11 protein-coding genes are annotated in these 17,784 nt (G+C 50.4%); 6 read left to right on the forward strand and 5 right to left on the reverse strand.

Annotated elements, in window-relative coordinates:
* Window positions 1–141 precede the first annotated feature (141 nt).
* Window positions 142–3,543 (forward strand): CshA/CshB family fibrillar adhesin-related protein, encoded by a 3,402-nt coding sequence (locus tag H608_RS0116650; RefSeq protein ID WP_038008868.1) that lies wholly within the window; start codon window positions 142–144, stop codon window positions 3,541–3,543.
* A 137-nt stretch (window positions 3,544–3,680) separates the two neighbouring features.
* Here H608_RS0116650 and H608_RS22725 read toward each other — a convergent pair whose 3' ends face one another.
* Window positions 3,681–4,448 carry a menaquinone biosynthetic enzyme MqnA/MqnD family protein gene (locus tag H608_RS22725; protein WP_038008870.1) on the reverse strand — a complete coding sequence of 256 codons (768 nt, stop codon included), beginning with the start codon at window positions 4,446–4,448 and terminating at the stop codon, window positions 3,681–3,683.
* Window positions 4,449–4,538: 90 nt separating this feature from the next.
* Here H608_RS22725 and purB point away from each other — a divergent pair, with 90 nt between their 5' ends.
* The 3 genes from purB (at window position 4,539) to H608_RS0116670 (ending at window position 8,116) form a co-directional block, all read left to right on the forward strand.
* Complete coding sequence (gene purB, locus H608_RS0116660) at window positions 4,539–5,882, forward strand: adenylosuccinate lyase (RefSeq protein ID WP_028788678.1); 1,344 nt, start codon at window positions 4,539–4,541, stop codon at window positions 5,880–5,882.
* A 46-nt stretch (window positions 5,883–5,928) separates the two neighbouring features.
* Window positions 5,929–6,330 (forward strand): hypothetical protein, encoded by a 402-nt coding sequence (locus tag H608_RS0116665; protein ID WP_028788679.1) that lies wholly within the window; start codon window positions 5,929–5,931, stop codon window positions 6,328–6,330.
* 232 nt (window positions 6,331–6,562) lie between these two features.
* Complete coding sequence (locus H608_RS0116670; RefSeq protein WP_081658927.1) at window positions 6,563–8,116, forward strand: T9SS type A sorting domain-containing protein; 1,554 nt, start codon at window positions 6,563–6,565, stop codon at window positions 8,114–8,116.
* A 165-nt stretch (window positions 8,117–8,281) separates the two neighbouring features.
* On the opposite strand, the gene H608_RS0116675 is transcribed toward H608_RS0116670, so the two are convergent.
* The 3 genes from H608_RS0116675 to odhB form a co-directional block, all read right to left on the reverse strand.
* Entirely contained in the window at window positions 8,282–9,874 is a 1,593-nt protein-coding gene (locus tag H608_RS0116675) for a peptide chain release factor 3 (protein WP_028788681.1), read from the reverse strand.
* 152 nt (window positions 9,875–10,026) lie between these two features.
* Window positions 10,027–11,190: an RsmB/NOP family class I SAM-dependent RNA methyltransferase gene (locus tag H608_RS0116680; RefSeq protein WP_038008874.1), complete on the reverse strand. Its 1,164-nt coding sequence runs from the start codon at window positions 11,188–11,190 to the stop codon at window positions 10,027–10,029.
* Window positions 11,191–11,207: 17 nt separating this feature from the next.
* Window positions 11,208–12,446 carry a 2-oxoglutarate dehydrogenase complex dihydrolipoyllysine-residue succinyltransferase gene (gene odhB / locus H608_RS0116685; RefSeq protein ID WP_028788683.1) on the reverse strand — a complete coding sequence of 413 codons (1,239 nt, stop codon included), beginning with the start codon at window positions 12,444–12,446 and terminating at the stop codon, window positions 11,208–11,210.
* A gap of 104 nt (window positions 12,447–12,550) precedes the next feature.
* Here odhB and H608_RS0116690 point away from each other — a divergent pair, with 104 nt between their 5' ends.
* Complete coding sequence (locus H608_RS0116690; protein ID WP_028788684.1) at window positions 12,551–15,451, forward strand: sensor histidine kinase; 2,901 nt, start codon at window positions 12,551–12,553, stop codon at window positions 15,449–15,451.
* 45 nt (window positions 15,452–15,496) lie between these two features.
* Window positions 15,497–16,144, forward strand: a complete 648-nt coding sequence (locus H608_RS0116695; RefSeq protein ID WP_028788685.1) for a response regulator transcription factor — start codon at window positions 15,497–15,499, stop codon at window positions 16,142–16,144.
* Window positions 16,145–16,339: 195 nt separating this feature from the next.
* Here H608_RS0116695 and H608_RS0116700 read toward each other — a convergent pair whose 3' ends face one another.
* Entirely contained in the window at window positions 16,340–17,779 is a 1,440-nt protein-coding gene (locus tag H608_RS0116700; protein WP_028788686.1) for an L-serine ammonia-lyase, read from the reverse strand.
* Between the last annotated feature and the right edge of the window lie 5 nt (window positions 17,780–17,784).

Raw genomic sequence — 17,784 nt, forward strand, 5'->3', positions numbered from 1 at the left:
GGTCCCAAAAATAGGACAAATAGCCTTGCATTCAGACAGGATATCAAATGTGTATGAAAGTGGCTACAGCAGCAGATTCCCGGGATTTACGTAGCTTCGCGAGCAAGCCTTTTTACAGCATCAACCGAGCCAACCACCATCATGCAACGATCCAGTCGCCTGTTTGTCGTACTTTTTTGCCTCAGCTTTTTTGTGCCGTTGTCACCCAAAGCGCAATATGCGGACATGGGTACAGGCGTACTTCGTAACCAGATCTGGTGGATTGACTGGGCCGGATTTACCATGACAGAGGGCGCCACCCGGCAGTTCAGAACCGATGATGGCCTTGATGTAAGTATTCGTTTTACGGCATTGACTAATCCTGTTGTAGTGCCCAATGTGATGAATACCTGGTCGGGATCGGTGCTTCACCTGCTTTACAACTTCAGCAATCCGGCCATATACCCGGCATTGATGAAATACAATCACACCGGACCTATTATTAACAGTGAATGGACCATGGAAATCACCGTTACACGCAACGGGCTTCCGGAGCCCTTTACGCTGGTGGCTGCCGATGCCGAAGCCAGTACGGTGAATGAAGTGACCATCTTCACGACCAACGGCTCTCCATGGACCACGCTTGAATTTTTCCGCAACTCCACACAGACGTCCAATCCGCTGAGCGGTTGTGGTACGCAAGTAGTACGTTCCAGTAATACACATAGCGGCCTGCCGCAGAACGGTCAAAACCCTATCCTGGCAACGCTATCTTCCGCAGGAGGTCAGCTCTCGGTTAAAACAAAAATGGAAAACACGGTAAATGGGGGAATGGCCGTGGCATACGGTATTTTTTCCGCAGTTGACCGTGGTGATCTGCCTGCATCATATGGCTTCGCACAACACCGTATTTCCTACAATGCGGTTAACGGATGTAATTTCATGCCACCCTTTCCCGCCATTATGCCCGGAAATAAGTTGTATATGGGCGCCGTACCGCCGGATGCCGATAATGTGCAGACAGCCGACGATAACACGGTTGGCATGGACGAAGAAGCCGTCGGCACCTTTCCCGTTTACGATGGAAGCGGAAGCTATTCGATCACTATCCCATTGAATAATACGACAGGCGGCACCGCGTATCTTACCGGATGGCTGGACGCCGACCTGAGCGGCAACTTCACGGCAAACGAAGCCGCGACTGCCGTGGTGGCCGCCAACAGTACTTCGGCCACCCTTACCTGGACGGGATTACCCGTACTCATTCCGGATGGCGCCGTTACCCGGTTTGCCTTCAGGTTCCGGCTAACTACCAACCAGGCCGAAAGTCTTTTACCCACCGGCTCCACCGTGGATGGAGAAGTAGAAGATTACCTTATCACACGCAGAGAATTTACCGGAAGCGACTGTACATTGAGTGAAACAGACTTTGGCTTCAGCCAAAGCTTATGCAATCCGCTGGAAATACAATTCAACAGTTATACCGCAGGCAGCGCCACCTGGGATTTTGGCGATGCAACGACAGGCTCGGGCACCAGTCCCACACACCAATTTGCCGATTACGGCACCTACAGTGTAACGCTGGAAATCCGTCCGTCACCAAGCTGTGTTTTGCGTGCACAAAAAAATATCACGGTTGACATTACCCGCGACAGCGTGATCGTGACTAACGACACCGTCTTTTGTGTAAACACGACCGGTCAACTGAATGCATTAGAGGCGCTGGATTATTGTTGGTTTCCGGCGACCGGTCTTTCCGCGACCAATATTGCCAACCCTGTGGCCAGCGCCCCGGCCACTGCCACGACTTACTTCCTGCACGCACGCGTAAAAGGTAATAACCTGATCCGAAACGGTGATTTCGAACAAGGCAATACTGACTTCTATTCGCAATATAATTATGTTACACCCAATACCAGTGAGGGGCAATACTATGTGTCATCGAATCCGCGCAACTGGAATCCGGGATTATCGAATTGTACAGATCATACAACCGGATCGGGCAACATGTTACTGGTAAACGGCTCACCGGCATTGAACCAGGTTGTATGGCAACAAACAGTAACAATTACGCCCAACACCAATTATGCTTTTTCAACCTGGATACAATCGCTCTCCGCTGCGAATCCTGCGCAACTGCGTTTTTCCATTAACGGGCAGATCGTGAGTAACCTGATTGCCGCCGGCACGTTATGTTCATGGAAACAATTTTTCGTAAGCTGGAACTCCGGCGCTAATACATCGGCTATTATTTCTATCGTCAACCAGAATACGATCGCTGCGGGAAATGATTTCGCTTTGGATGACATCAGCTTTGCGCCCGTGCGTATTATCCGCGATTCGATCGTCATTGATACGGAGACCCCATCTGTCACTGCTACCGGCAATGGTACAATTTGTAAAAATGAAAGGACACAGCTTTCGGCAAGCGGCGCTTCCACTTATTTGTGGTCGCCGGCAACAGGACTCGACGATGCCACTATTGCCAACCCTGTAGCAGCGCCCTCAAGCACGACCGTATATTCCGTTATCGGCACAACTGCACGAGGCTGCACTGCCACTGATCAGCTAAGCGTGAATGTATTGACACCACCAGCCATAACTATAACAGCGGATACCACGATCTGTAAAAACACCGCGGTTCAATTGCATGCAAGCGGAGGTGTCACTTATCAATGGACACCGGCGGCCTCATTGACCAATGCACTGTCGCCAGATCCGGTGGCGAGCCCCGGACAACAACCGACACGTTATATAGTGGAAGTAACGGATGCCAATAACTGCAAAAACAAAGACTCGGTAGACGTGAGCATCCGGCCTGACCCTGTATTTGCCATCACAACCCCATCGGTCATTTGCCAGAAAGACACCATATTGCTGACTGCCAGCGGCGGTCATCTATACCAATGGCTACCCGCACATACACTGCAACATTCAGACGAGGCTATTACCAAAGCTTTTCCCTTGACGACCACTCATTATACCGTCAACATAACTGATACGGTCTGTCATGAATCGGCCATGTTATCTACCGTTATTGCCGTAAACAACCTTCCTTCCTTACGACTTGAAAAAAGCAATGATATTGACTGCATACGGGGATCAAGTCAGTTGACTGCAGCAGGCGCCTTTACCTATTCCTGGACACCGGTCAATAGTTTAAGCAATCCTTCATCCGCAAATCCCATTGCCACACCTTTATTATCCACCATGTATGTGGTAAAAGCTACTGATAGAAACAACTGTTCTGCCTACGATTCCATCAAGGTTGATATACGCACGGACGTGGAGGGCATGTACCTGATGCCCACCGCTTTCACGCCCAATGGCGACGGCCTTAATGATTGCTATGGTATAAAATGGTGGGGATTGATTGGCAGCCTGGATTTTTCCGTTTACAATCGTTGGGGAGAGAAGGTCTTTCAAACCAGTCATCCCAATGGTTGCTGGGACGGACGATTCAAAGGTCAACTACAGGCAGGCGGTGTTTATGTATACCAGATCCGCGCGCAAACGTTGTGCGGTACGATTGTCCGGAAAGGAACTTTTGTGCTGATACGTTGAGAAGTGAATGGTCAATGGTGAATAGTGAATGGTGAGTACAGACCGCCCTTCTGGAGCCTCAGGGGCCACCATGTATTTACTTCACACAGCAGTTTTACCTTCTCTTTTGAATTTTGACTTTTGAATTTTGAATTTTTCTACGCTTCCACCGGCTGCTCGTTGTCTTTTTTCAGGTAAGAAAGAAAAAGTTCCAACCCTTTGCGTTTGCGTTCGTCGAGCTGGTAGCTGAGGTTAAGCGTATAATATTTGCGCAGGTCATAGACCGGAAACGGGTTGGCAGCAACAATCTCGTCGATGCGCGGGATGCCCGCCGCATTCGCTTCATTGAAACGTTGCACAAAAGATGCCGGCAAAGATTTCGTACTTACCCACGCCGCAAATACAAACGGCAGCCCTGTGATCGCGCGCCATTCTGCACCCAGGTCGTAAATATAAGTGGAAATAAGCCGCTGCTCAAGCGCGCGGTCGCCGATCACCAATCCCGCCGTAGTGCCTTTTATTTCTTCGCGGTAGGATTCATCTTCCGCCTGAATGATTTCAGGAAAAATGCCCCAGGATTCGCGCATCAGCCATTGCAACAGCGCAACGGATGAGCGGCTTTGATAATCGAGGTACACGCGGGTGATTTCATTGAGCGGCACTTCGCTGAACAAACAAACAGAGGCCACTTCGCCTTCGGTGCCGATGCAGTAGTCGCCGATGATATGATATTCGCCCAGTTGAGGGATCACCGCCACCGGCACGAGCCCCAGATCGATCTCGCCGGTTTTGAGCTTATCGGCCAGCCTGGCCGGAATATCTTCAATCAGTTCGATGTCGTTTGACAAAGCCGTATGTTGCAATCCGTAGATCAACGGACGGGTATTGCGATAACTGACAATACCTACTTTTATCTTCTTGTCCAATTCTGTTATTTTTGCGCTGCAAAGATAAGACAAACCGGAAGCAGGACAGTTCTCCCCGCTTCTGTCGTTAACACAACTAAAATCAAGACCTTGGAACTTTCTCCCCTTACCGCAGTTTCCGCCATCGACGGCCGTTATCGTAACCAGGTACACCACCTGGACGAATATTTTTCCGAATATGCCCTGATGAAATACCGGGTTTGGGTAGAAATAGAATACCTGCTTTTCCTGGAAAAAAAGAAAGTGATCAAACTCGCCGTGCGCACGCAAAAAGCTTTGCGTCAGCTTGCTGCGGATTTTGGTCCCGATGATGCACAGGAAATCAAGCGCATCGAAGCCACCACCAACCACGATGTAAAAGCCGTTGAATATTTTATCAAAGAGCGACTTGAAAAAAATGGCGGAGCAGCCGCCCGCGAGTGGGTACACTTCGGTCTTACTTCGCAGGACATCAACAATACGGCGGTTCCCCTTTCGTGGAAACATGCCCTCGAATACGAATACCTGCCTGCTGTACTGAACCTGCAAACAGCGCTGCGTGTGGTGGCCGATAACTGGCGTGATATTCCGATGCTTGCCCATACGCATGGTCAGCCCGCAAGTCCTACGCGTCTCGGCAAAGAAATCATGGTATTTGTAGAACGCCTCGGCAACCAGATAGAGCAATTGCTGCATATTCCTTTCACCGGAAAATTCGGCGGAGCCACCGGTAACTTCAATGCCCACCATATCGCATTTCCCAAAACCGATTGGGTGAAATGGGGAAATGAATTTGTAGAAAGCCTGGGACTGCAACGCCAGCAGTTCACCACACAAATCGAACACTACGACAACCTCGCCGCACACTTCGATTGCATTAAACGCATCAACAATATCCTGCTCGATTTCTGCCGTGACATCTGGTCGTATGTATCGATGGAATATTTTAAACAGAAGACAAAAAAGGGTGAAGTAGGCTCATCGGCCATGCCACACAAAGTAAACCCGATCGACTTTGAAAATGCCGAAGGCAACCTGGGCATGGCTAATGCCCTGTTTGAACACCTGACGGCCAAACTTCCCGTGTCCCGCCTCCAGCGCGACCTCACCGACTCTACCGTATTGCGCAATATCGGCGTGCCGCTGGCACATACCTTACTGGCTATTAAATCCATCGAAAAAGGATTGAACAAGCTGGTAGTGAATGATGCACGCATCTACCAGGACCTGGAAGACAACTGGCCGGTTGTGGCAGAAGCGATACAAACTGTGTTAAGAAAGGAAAATTTCCCCAATCCTTATGAAGCGTTGAAAGAACTGACACGTGGTAAAGAGAAAATTGATAAAAAGGCTATTCACAGCTTTATAGATGGTTTGAAAGTGACCGCTGAACTGAAAAAGCGGCTGAAAGCCATCACCCCTCATAACTATACCGGTATTACGGCATCTTACTGATTCCACGGGCATACTATTTGAAAGGGTATTGAATAAATACCCCTTTATGAAATGCCTGCTGGTTTTGTTGCTCGGAATTGCTGCGCTGGGATTTTCCTGTGAGAAGGATAATGACCCCAGTGACAACGCCATTGTACCGGGCCGGTATATCGGCACCTTCAGCCGCAGCGGCGGCGACACGGCCAATGTGATCATGGACTTTTCGGCTGAAGGATATTTCCAGGGCAGCAGTAACCAACCGCAATATCCCGCAGTTTGCAGCGGCAGCTACCGTACAGATGGCACCAGCCTTTTCGTAACCGACTCCTGTAGCTGGACTGCCAATTTCGACTGGACGCTCATCTTCAGCGGTGAATACCAGTTTGAGCGCCAGGGCAATCAGTTGCGCATCTGGCGCAGATCCGGCACCATTACCGATGAATACCGGATCGGCATCATGAGCCGTTGAGTTATTTTTTTCCACAAAAAAGCGTTTCCCCTCATTCCCTCGTACATTTACGTAGTTATTTAACGCTACGCATCCAACCCTATACAAAATCTCCCCCATAGCCAGCTAACTCCCCCGTCAGATTATTAAAGTCCTCTATTGTGTCGTTTGTTTTCCTGTAACCGGGAGAAATCGCCGTCCTCTGAACAGACCGGAACGCTGTATCTATTCAAAAACTATATATAACTCATCTATGAAAAGAAATCTACTCTTTGTATTGCTGATGGCTGTCGGTATCGGTAAGGCTTTTGCCCAGCCGTCGCAACCGGTACTTCCCGATTGTGCAGGCACTGGCTATGTAGTGCTCAACCCGCAGACAACTACGCCTTCCAGCACGCTTTATTCCATCAATTCAAGTGGCACCGTAACGGCAATCGGTTCCGGCACCGGAGCGGCTTCATTGAATGCGCTGGGTATGGATGCGCGTCCGGGTAAACGTTACCTGTGGGCGATGAATGCACCGGCTCCCAGCACCAACACCAACGCATCTTTGTACAGAATTGGTGGCGATGGCGTGGCCGCGCTTTGGGGCACGATCAATACCCCTTCGGGAAATGCACTCGCGAAAGCCGTTGTTTCCTTTGCGGCTGACATCAACCCGTTAACCGGCGAATATTTTGTTCCGGCCGTAACGGTAACCAATCTTTTCCCACTGGCCTACACGTTTTATCTCGGTCGCTTCAACATCGACAACGTTCCTTTCGGTGGCAGCATAACCCCCACTTACACACCGATCACGATCAGTGGCGGCTGCAGCGCAGCCTTCAATGCATTTGTTGCGGCAACGGTTGCTTATGCCTTAAATCCGGCCAACACACCCGAACCTTCAGGATTGTTCCAGGACCTGGCGCTGAATCCACAGAAAACTCGTTTGTATTCCTTCTTCGGTGTAGAAAACCAACTCTTCTACATCGATCTGGCAACCAATACAGCGGTTTGTTCCTCTGCTCCGGCTTCCAACATCACGAATGGTTATGCAGGTTGCACCGGTGCCACCACCTGCGAAATGGGTGGGATGTATTTTGGCGGAGACGGTGTGCTGTATGCACTGCAGGTTGACCGCGGACGCACTTATTCAGTAGACATCGCTACAGGCGCACTCACGCTGTTGCCCGGCACTTATGCCGCCGACAGCCGTGGCGATGCAACAGCCTGTGTGGCATCACCCAATGCACCATTGCCTGTTAACTTCACTTCCTTTACCGCTACTCCGCGTCAATGCCGTGCCTTGCTGCAATGGAGCACCGGTTCCGAACAAAACAATGCACTCTTCGAAGTGGAGGCCGGCACCGATGGCATCAACTTTACTTCTGTACAACGTGTAACAGGCGCCGGCAACAGCCAGACCACGCGTCAGTATGAAGCGGATATCCTGCTGCCTGCTGCACAAAGTTTTGTACGCATCCGTCAGGTTGATATCGATGGACGTTCGAGCTACAGCAATACACTGCGTGTGCAGGGCGAATGCGGTAACGACTGGACAGCCAGTCTCGCCGTTTACCCGACAGTAGTAAACCGCAGCAGCGAAATTTCCCTGCGCTTCAACAACAATAACCCGGCCCAGTTCAACGTAACTTTGTCAAATGCGGCAGGTGCGCGCGTGGCAACATGGAGCCGTGCGGTCAATAGCGGCAGCGGACTTATACTGCAATTGCCCATGCCTTCTTCCTTGGCTACAGGTGTATACTATCTGCAAATAGCCGATCAGAACGGTCAGCGCAAGACCGAGAAGCTGATTGTACGGTGATAAGTAGTAAGTAATAAGTTTTAAGTATAACAGCCCGGAGCAATAAAGAAAGAGGTTCGTGTATCACGAACCTCTTTCTTTATGTCATTCACCATTGACGATTCACGATTGACCATTGACGATTGACGATTGACGATTCACCATTGACGATTCACGATTCACCATTCACTCCTGCTTGTGAATCTCACTCGTAAAATGAAACTCAATATCCGGATTGTTGGTACGCTCGGTGTTGAGGAACCACTCGCTTTGCGCCAGGTAAACGATCTGCCCGTCCTTGTCTTCGGCGATATTGGCCAGTTTGAAACGCGCGAAATCTTCGAGCTTTTTCTTGTCATTGCTGGTAAGCCAGCACGCTTTGTAAAACGGAAGACTGTTGAATGTAACAGACGCACCGTATTCATGCAGTAAGCGGTACTGGATCACTTCAAACTGCAGTTCACCCACACAACCGATGATCTTCTTGTTGCCACCGAACTGAGTGAATAACTGCGCCACACCTTCGTCGGTCAACTGCAACAAGCCCTTCTCCAATTGTTTTGTCTTCATCGGGTCTTTGTTCACTACTTCCTTGAATATCTCGGGAGAGAAGGAAGGAATACCGGTGAAATAAAAATCCTCGCCTTCGGTAAGTGTATCACCGATCTTGAAGTTGCCGGTGTCGAACAAACCCACCACATCGCCGGCGTATGCATCTTCGATGATGCTTTTGTCCCGCGCCATGAAGGAGTAAGGATTACTGAAACGCACTTCTTTATCGAGACGAACGTGATGAAAATATTTGTTACGCTCAAACTTACCGGAGCAAACGCGGAAGAACGCGATCCGGTCGCGGTGCTTGGGATCGAGGTTGGCGTGAATTTTAAATACGAAACCGCTAAGTTTGGTTTCTTCCACGTCTACGATGCGTGTGCTGGTTTCGCGGCTGCGCGGGGTAGGTGCAATGCGGATAAATGTATCCAGCATTTCCTTTACCCCAAAGTTGTTGATGGCACTGCCGAAAAACACAGGTGCCACTTTGCCCGCGAGGTATTCTTCTACGTCGAGCTCACCATGTACACCGTCTACCAGTTCCACATCCTCACGGAGTGAAGCCGCATCTGTATCACCAAGTTTCTGATCGAGTACGGCGTCGTTGAGATCGCTGATGGAAAAACTGTCTTCATCGCCGCCTTTGGTGTTGGCCGTGAAAAGCAGGAGGTTTTTATCGTGCAGGTTGTATACACCTTTGAAATCCTTGCCGCTGTTGATGGGCCAGGTCATGGGATGTAAGGAAAGGCTGAGTTCTTTTTCAATTTCTTCCAGCAGGTCAAAGCGGTTCTTGCCGTCGCGGTCCATTTTGTTGACAAACACGATCACGGGTGTATCGCGCATGCGGCACACTTCCATGAGGCGGCGCGTCTGGTCTTCTACGCCATTCACACTGTCCACTACCAGGATAACACTATCCACAGCCGTGAGCGTGCGGTAAGTATCTTCCGCAAAGTCTTTGTGACCCGGCGTATCGAGCAGGTTGATGAGAATGTTATTGTATTCGAAGCTCATTACGGAAGTGGCCACGGAGATACCCCGCTGACGTTCAATTTCCATAAAGTCGCTGGTAGCGTGTTTCTTGATTTTGTTGCTCTTAACGGCACCCGCCACCTGGATGGCACCACCAAAAAGCAGAAACTTTTCTGTCAGCGTTGTTTTACCGGCGTCAGGGTGACTGATGATGGCAAACGTGCGCCTGCGTTGTATTTCGTTGTGATATTTCATAAAAACCGCGCGAAGATACGCAATATGGAATTGTCAATCGTGAAACGTGAATCGTCAATCGTCAATGAGTGATTGCTCAATAAAGAATAAGGCTGTTTTCACCTTAAACCTTATGCCTTATGACTTCACCCTTATACCTTAGGCTTTATGTCTCACACCTTCCTGAAGAGAGCTCCAAAAAGCGTATCCGCTTTATGCGTATAGCCGCTAAACAACCGGCTGTCAACGCATTCCCAGCCGGATTGGGCGTTCATGAAAGCCAGTTTCTCCTCGTTTTCGCGGTGAAAAACAGAGCAGGTGATGTAGAGCAGAAAACCTTCTTTTTTCACCGACGGCATTATTCTTTCCAGGATTTGCTGCTGCCGGGCGGCATAAGCATCGATCAGTTCGGGTTTGAAATAATACAATTGCTCCGGTGTACGCCCCCAGGTACCGCTGCCCGTGCAGGGTACATCGGCCACCACACAGTCAAATTGCTGCGCCGGCAGATTGGCAGATGGATTGGTGAGGTCAGCCACAAAATCGCCGTATTGTTTTATCCCCGCTTCGCGGAAACGCTCGCGCAGGTTGTGCAGAATGGAAGTCCGGATATCGGAAACGGTCAGTTCAATGTTGGGAAAATAATCATGCAGCAGGATCGACTTTCCACCGCTGGCAGCGCAGCAATCCCATACCTGCCGGGGCCGGAATATCTCGATTCCGCGTAGCCAATGCCCTATCTCCTGCGAACTGCGGTCTTGTATCACCACATCGCGGTTGATCTTCAGCAGGTCCTGCAATGCCGAACTATTAGGCAGGGCCAGGCAATCTTCATGTATTACCGCATAAGGCAGGCCTGCGTTGGACAAAACTTGTTCAACAACTTTCTTACGTCCCGGCCGTATGCGGAGGAACAGGTCAGGCTGTACCATGTGTGACGCGGGAAAGGTTTCTTCATCCAGCCCGTTGCTCCATTTCTCCCGCCAGGGAAATATATCTTCCGGATGGAAGGCAGTACCTGTTAACGTGATTTTTTCCGCTAAAGAAACATGTACGTGTGGGGCCCATTCAGGTTTTAATTCAGTGAGCAGTGCATCGGGGGTTGTGACGGAAAAAAAATACGCCGTGAGCAAACGCTCCGTCTCCGGCATTTCGCGCAGCGCATGTCCCAGGCGGAACCACGCATAACAAAGCTGGCCGATCTGGCGCCGGTCCCGCGACCCGTATTTTTTCTGTTTGGAAAAAAACTTCTTCAGGAAGGACGCAAAAGGCTCCCCGCCGTCGTATTGACGCAGGATATCAACCGAAGTATTGATATAGGAATAATAGCGACTCATCGCGGGCTATGACCGTCTCAGAGCTCGAGCAGCGTGCGTACCGGATCTTTGCCGAACAACAACAGCTCGGGATTCTCCAGCAATTCCTTCACGCGTACCAGGAAGCTCACCGATTCGCGGCCGTCGATAATACGGTGATCGTAGCTCAGTGCGATATACATCATCGGACGTACCACCACCTGGCCATTGATCGCCATCGGACGCTCCTGGATCTTGTGCATACCGAGGATCGCAGATTGAGGAATGTTGATGATCGGCGTACTCATCAGCGAACCAAATACACCACCATTGGTGATGGTGAAAGTGCCACCGGTAAGTTCTTCCGCAGTGAGCTTGCTGTCGCGGGCTTTGTTCGCCATCTCGATCACTTTCTTCTCAATGTCTGCCATGCTCAGGCTTTCCACATTGCGGATCACCGGTACGGTCAAACCGCGGGGTGTGCTCACCGCAATGCTGATGTCGGCATAATCGTGATAGATCAGTTGATCGCCGTCGATATAAGCATTCACAGCGGGCCACTCGGAAAGAGCAACTGCACAGGCTTTGGCGAAGAAGCTCATGAAGCCTAGGCCAACGCCGTGTGATTCTTTGAATTTGTCTTTGTATTTGGTGCGGATTTCCATGATGCGGCCCATGTCCACCTCGTTGAAAGTGGTGAGCATCGCAGTGGTATTTTTTGCATCTACCAGGCGGCGGCTGATGGTTTTGCGCAGGTTGCTCATCTTTTCCGTGCGGGTGTTGCGCGTGAAAAGTTCGCCTCCGTCAAATGATTTGCGCCCGGGATTGGACAATGCGGCCAGTACGTCGTCTTTCAGGATTTTTCCTCCGGCTCCTGAGGCAGATATGGTAGAAGGATTTACTTTTTTGTCGGCAATGATGGCAGAAGCTACCGGGGTAGCTTTTACATCGGCGGGCTTGGCAGCAGGCTGTTCAGCCTGTTGTGGCCTGGACGCTTCAGTTGCTTTGGGTGCTTCAGCAGGTTTTGCAGCGGGCGCCTCTTCCTTTTTTTCTGGTTTGGCAGCAGTTTCGTCGATAGTCGCCAGCAGATCCCCGATTTTGAGGGTATCACCTTCCTGGGCGCCGGTTTTCAATACACCAGCCTGTTCCGCATTTACCTCAAAAGTGGCTTTTTCACTTTCCAGCTCCGCAATCACTTCATCGCGCTCCACATAATCGCCGTCTTTTTTGGTCCATTTGAGCAGGGTTACTTCGCTGATCGATTCACCAACCGTAGGAACTTTTATTTCTATCGCCATACTTACTGTTTTGAATGCGGCAAATTTCGTTAAAAAAAGTGAACGAACGCACTTTCTTATGAAATCCTTATTTTTAAGTTCAGCGTTCAGATTCAGCTCTGTATATGACCAAAACACCTATCCTGCTCTTGTTGTTCATTTCCCTGCTTTTTGCAGGCGGTTTGCATGGCCAGCAGTACGGGTTTCAGAACTACGCTTTCAGAAACGGCCTGCCCAACAACGTGGTCAAGTCCATCGGCCAGGATAATCTCGGTTTTCTTTACTTCGGCACCAACAGCGGTCTTTGCGTATACGATGGCAGTACGCTCCTGCCCGTCAATCTTCCCGGCTCCGGCGACCTGCAGCCGGTGTTCCGCATCAAACCGCTGGGACCTGCCCAGTTGTGGATCAATCATACCGGCAACAAACACCTGCTGATGGCGGAAAAGGGCAACCTTCATCAGACTATCCTGAAAAACAGGGTAGACGTCAACAACATCTACACCGACCTTGGACGTGATACGATTCTCTGCACCGATGCCGGTCTGTACAAACTGCGGGGCACACAAACCGAGGCCATTGTTACCGGCCTTGCCGACAAGGCACGCATCGTGCATTTCCTGCTGCCGGTTGGCAATAACCTGCTCGTGGGCCGCAAAGGTTTTCCGGTAGGGCTCATCGATCGACAGCATTTCAACAAACTCGACGAAACCGTCGAGTCCATTTCGGTTACCGATATGGCTCCTGCTGCCGACGGCGATGTATGGCTGGGCACCGACTCCAGGGGTTTCTGCCGCCTCGACGGCAAGGCGCTGGCTGCCGGTAAAATCGTTTTCAAAGCGCTTCCCCCTTCCATCGCATTCCTGGCGAACGAAGATATTTTTTGTCTCACCACCAATCCGGCCGACGGCAGCCTGCTGATCGGCACTACACACTATGGCATCGTCATTTATCACCGCGATGGCAGCTCTTCCATGATCAACCGGCAGAATGGACTGTCGGCCAATGCTGTCCGTTGCGTGTTCATCGACCGCGATCAGAACTGGTGGGTGGGGACCAATTTCGGGGTAGACAAACTCAACAATACCGACCTCATCGTTTATGGCCGCAACAACGGTATCGAAGCTGGTAACATTCACTATACCTGTCCCGACGCCACGGGACGCATCTGGTTTTTTGGCCGGGAAAAATTGTATTACATGGATGGCGACACTGCCCGCGTGGTCAACTATCCTGCCGGGGTTGAAACTATTCCGCTTGGCGTTGCCGTGATGCCGCAACAAATCTGGGTCAGCACACCGGAGCATATTTTTACGATACGTACCAATGGTGTCAAACCTTCTGTTACACCTGCCCGCAAAGTTCCCGAAACCTATCACCGCATGATTACCTGGGACGACCGCACCGTCATTCTGGGCGGCCGCCATTCACTTGCGTTGATGCACGACGAACAAATCGTTCCATTGAGCGACACCATCGAAGACGTACGCTCACTGATGAAAGACCGCTTCGACCGCTTGTGGGTTGGTACGTTCTCCGATGGCATTTACCGTATTGCCCTGGAAAAAAAGAACAATAAATACGAAGCCCGTTTACTAAAACGCATTCTCGACTCCACGAGTTCTTACAACCGTTTCCTCACCATTATGCAGAGCCGCGAAGGCGATGTGTATGCGGGAACACGCTTCGAAGGTTTGTATATTTTCGGCATCACACCGGATAGCGTCACACGTAAAGCCGTGTTGACCACGCGTGAAGGATTAAGCAATAATTTCATCACCTGCATCGCCCAATCTGCCGACGGCAGCGTATGGGTGGGAACCAATACGGGATTCAACCGCATCAGACCATTGGCAAAAACCTACAGGGTGAGTAATGTGAGCAAACATTACAGTTTCAATAATCACATCAGCAGCATGTTTACCCAGGACGGTTTTTTATGGGCTGCAACCGATGTTGGCGGAGTGAAAATGAAAATGCATGAAGAGAAGAGATATGATCTGGATATCTATATCAAGGAAATCACTTTTCCCGACAGCATCATCAGTATTTATGCGCGGGACACTTCGTTAACATTTAGCCCGCAACGCAATTCATTCAGTGTATCCTTTACGGCTCCTTTTTATATTAACGAGCAACAGACCGGTTACCTGTACCGTTTGCTGCGCAATGGCAAAGGCGACTGGATGCGGCTGCATGGCAATCACAGTATTAACTTCACCTCACTGGAATCCGGTGACTATGTGCTGGAATTGCGGCCGGTTTCTTTTGCCGATCAACCGTCGAGACATACGGCGCGTCTCGCGTTCAGGATACAAACCCCTTTTCACCGAACGGGTTGGTTTATCGGCATGGTAGCGCTGGTGATCTTATTGCTGGCATATGCCTTCTACCGTTATCGTATCCGCGGGTTGAAAAAACTATATGAAGTGCGGGATCATATTTCCCGCAACCTGCACGACGAGATCGGTGCCACGCTCAGCAGCATCAATATTTACAGCGATGTGGCTCGGAAAAAAGTAGAAGCGGAAAGTGAAGCACGTTCGTTGCTCGACCGGATTTACAAAGGATCGTCGCAGGTGATGGAAAGCATGAACGATATTGTGTGGTATGTAAACCCGCAACACGACTCATGGGATGACATCATCGTGCGCATGCGTGAGTTTGCCATACCGGTGCTGGAAGCGCGTGAAATAGATGTAAGATTTGAAGCCGATGAAAAATTGCTGACGCAAAAATTATCGATGGAGCAACGGAAAAATGTTTACTTCATTTTCAAAGAAGCTGTCAACAACATCGTAAAATATTCCGGCACTGCCGAAGTGGACATCCGTTTGTTCCGCCAGGCACAGGCCATTCATCTGGCGATCCGCGACTATGGCAAAGGCTTCGATATGCAAACGCGTTCATCGGGCAATGGTCTCAGAAACATGCGGCAACGTGCGGCCGACATGAAAGGTGAGATCAATATCGACAGCAAACCCGGCGAAGGCACTACTATTGACCTGGTTGTACCACTCACTTGAATTAGGGATAGTATGTGACAGGTCAATCATCTATTTTTGAAAGACATGAACCAGCAAATCATCCAGGTTGTCGTGTATGACGACAATGAATTCCGGAGAGAGAGTCTAGCACTGCTCATCAATGGAACAGAGCATATCCGTTGTACGGGTACGTTCCCGGATTGCAGCAATGTGGTTCGTGATATTGAACATCTTCAGCCGCATATAGTGTTGATGGATATCGATATGCCGGGTGTGGACGGCATCGAAGGTGTGCGGTTGATCCGGTTGCATTTCCCGCATATCCAGATACTGATGCAAACGGTATTTGATGATGATGAAAAGATATTCGCGTCGATCTGTGCCGGCGCTTCTGGTTATATTTTAAAGAAATCCACCCCGCAGCAGATACTGCAGGCGATTGAAGACGTACACAATGGCGGTGCGGCCATGACGGCCTCCGTGGCGCGCCAGGTGATCCGGGCATTCCGGGAAAACACCTTTATTGAAAACAACGAGCGCATTGACCTCTCTCCCCGCGAGCGCGAAATACTCGGCTGCCTGGTGAAAGGGCTAAGCCATAAAATGATTGCTGCGCAATGTTTTATCAGCATTCATACGGTTAACAGCCATATCAAAAAGATCTACGAAAAATTACATGTTAATTCGGTGGCGGAAGCGGTGGCTAAGGCGTTGAGACAGCGGCTGGTGTGAGGTGAATCGTGAATATACAGCCCGGCTGTTAACTTAATACTTATTACTTAATACTTACAACGGCTGTTTAACTTCCCCAATATCCCCTGTTCACGCGATTGTCTGCAGCAACGGCAATTGTTACCTTACACCCTACTTCGGCAACCCTTAACCATTCTTATCCGGCCGGCGGGACTTATTCCCGGGTAACCAACATCAACATTCTGGCAAACTCAACGGAACGTTTATTGCCAGTCCTCCGTCGGCCGTTTCCTTGTACTTGTAATTCATATCCCGTGCGGTATCCCACATGGTCTTGATCACGGCATCCAGCGACACTTTCGCAAAATCAGGTGTGCTTTGCAAAGCCAGTTGTGAGGCCGTAATGGCTTTGATGGCTCCCATGGTGTTGCGCTCGATGCACGGTACCTGCACCAGTCCGCCAATGGGATCGCAGGTCATACCCAGGTGATGCTCCATGGCAATTTCGGCGGCCATCATCGCCTGACGCTGCGTGCCGCCCATCGCTTCCGTGAGCGCCGCCGCCGCCATCGACGACGATACGCCGATCTCTGCCTGGCACCCGCCCATGGCGGCAGAAATGGTTGCTTCTTTTTTGAAAATGCTTCCGATCTCGGAGGCCGTAAGGAGAAAGCGAAGAATTTTACCATTGATATCGGCATCATCCTTTCGTTCGCAGAAGATAAGGTAGTATTGCAACACGGCGGGGATTACGCCGGCCGCACCATTGGTGGGCGCGGTGACCACGCGGCCGAAAGAAGCATTTTCTTCATTCACCGCCAGGGCAAAACAACTCACCCAATCGAGGATATAACCAAAGTTGTTGCCGCCTTCGCGAATGGCGTCTGCCCAGCTTTCATAATCTGCATAGCTTTTCCCTTTCAGCAATCTTTTGTTTAAACCCGCAGCTCTGCGTTTTACCTGCAGTCCGCCCGGCAACACACCTTCGGTATGGCAACCGCGATACATGCATGACCGCATCACGTCCCATATCTGTATCAATCCGGCGCGGGTTTGTTCTTCCGGGCGCCAACTGTTCTCATTTTCAGCTACCACTTCGTGAATGGCCATGCCGGTCTTGATGCACCAGTGCAGCAGATCTTTGCCATTGTTGATGGGAAACGGTGGTTGCGAACGGCGTTGTGCGGAGGCAGTTTCATTTTCTTTTACCACAAACCCGCCACCGATAGAGTAGAAAGTGGAGGAACGTTGTTCGCCGTTTTCCAGCGTAACGAGGAAACTAAGCGCATTGGAATGAAAAGGAAGGACTTCCGTATAGAGGAATTCTATGGCAATGGGAGGATTAAAACCAATTTCCTGCACACCTCCCAACAGCAATCGCCTGCTGCCGGCAATGTCATTGATCTTTGGCTGGATCTGCTCCACGTCGATGGTAACGGGATCCTCGTCCATCAGGCCGAGTTGCACGGCAATGTCGGTACCGTGTCCGACCCCGGTTTTTGCCAGGGAACCATACAATAAAACGCGGAGATCGGTTACCTGCCGGAGAACGCCGTCTGACCGCAATTCCTCTACAAATTGCTGGGCAGCGCGCCAGGGTCCAAGTGTATGGGAACTCGAAGGCCCCACACCTATCTTGAACATATCGAATACTGAGATAGGCTCGTATGACAAGTTGT

Source organism: Terrimonas ferruginea DSM 30193, assembly GCF_000425585.1.
In the GTDB taxonomy this organism is placed as follows: Bacteria; Bacteroidota; Bacteroidia; order Chitinophagales; family Chitinophagaceae; genus Terrimonas; species Terrimonas ferruginea.

Excerpts from the sequence above, each read along its gene's own strand:
- odhB (WP_028788683.1), bottom strand. The coding sequence starts at position 12,446 with ATGGCGATAGAAATAAAAGTTCCTACGGTTGGTGAATCGATCAGCGAA.
- H608_RS0116670 (WP_081658927.1), top strand. The coding sequence starts at position 6,563 with ATGAAAAGAAATCTACTCTTTGTATTGCTGATGGCTGTCGGTATCGGT.
- H608_RS0116690 (WP_028788684.1), top strand. The coding sequence starts at position 12,551 with ATGACCAAAACACCTATCCTGCTCTTGTTGTTCATTTCCCTGCTTTTT.
- H608_RS0116665 (WP_028788679.1), top strand. The coding sequence starts at position 5,929 with ATGAAATGCCTGCTGGTTTTGTTGCTCGGAATTGCTGCGCTGGGATTT.
- H608_RS0116650 (WP_038008868.1), top strand. The coding sequence starts at position 142 with ATGCAACGATCCAGTCGCCTGTTTGTCGTACTTTTTTGCCTCAGCTTT.
- H608_RS0116680 (WP_038008874.1), bottom strand. The coding sequence starts at position 11,190 with ATGAGTCGCTATTATTCCTATATCAATACTTCGGTTGATATCCTGCGT.
- H608_RS0116675 (WP_028788681.1), bottom strand. The coding sequence starts at position 9,874 with ATGAAATATCACAACGAAATACAACGCAGGCGCACGTTTGCCATCATC.
- H608_RS0116695 (WP_028788685.1), top strand. The coding sequence starts at position 15,497 with ATGAACCAGCAAATCATCCAGGTTGTCGTGTATGACGACAATGAATTC.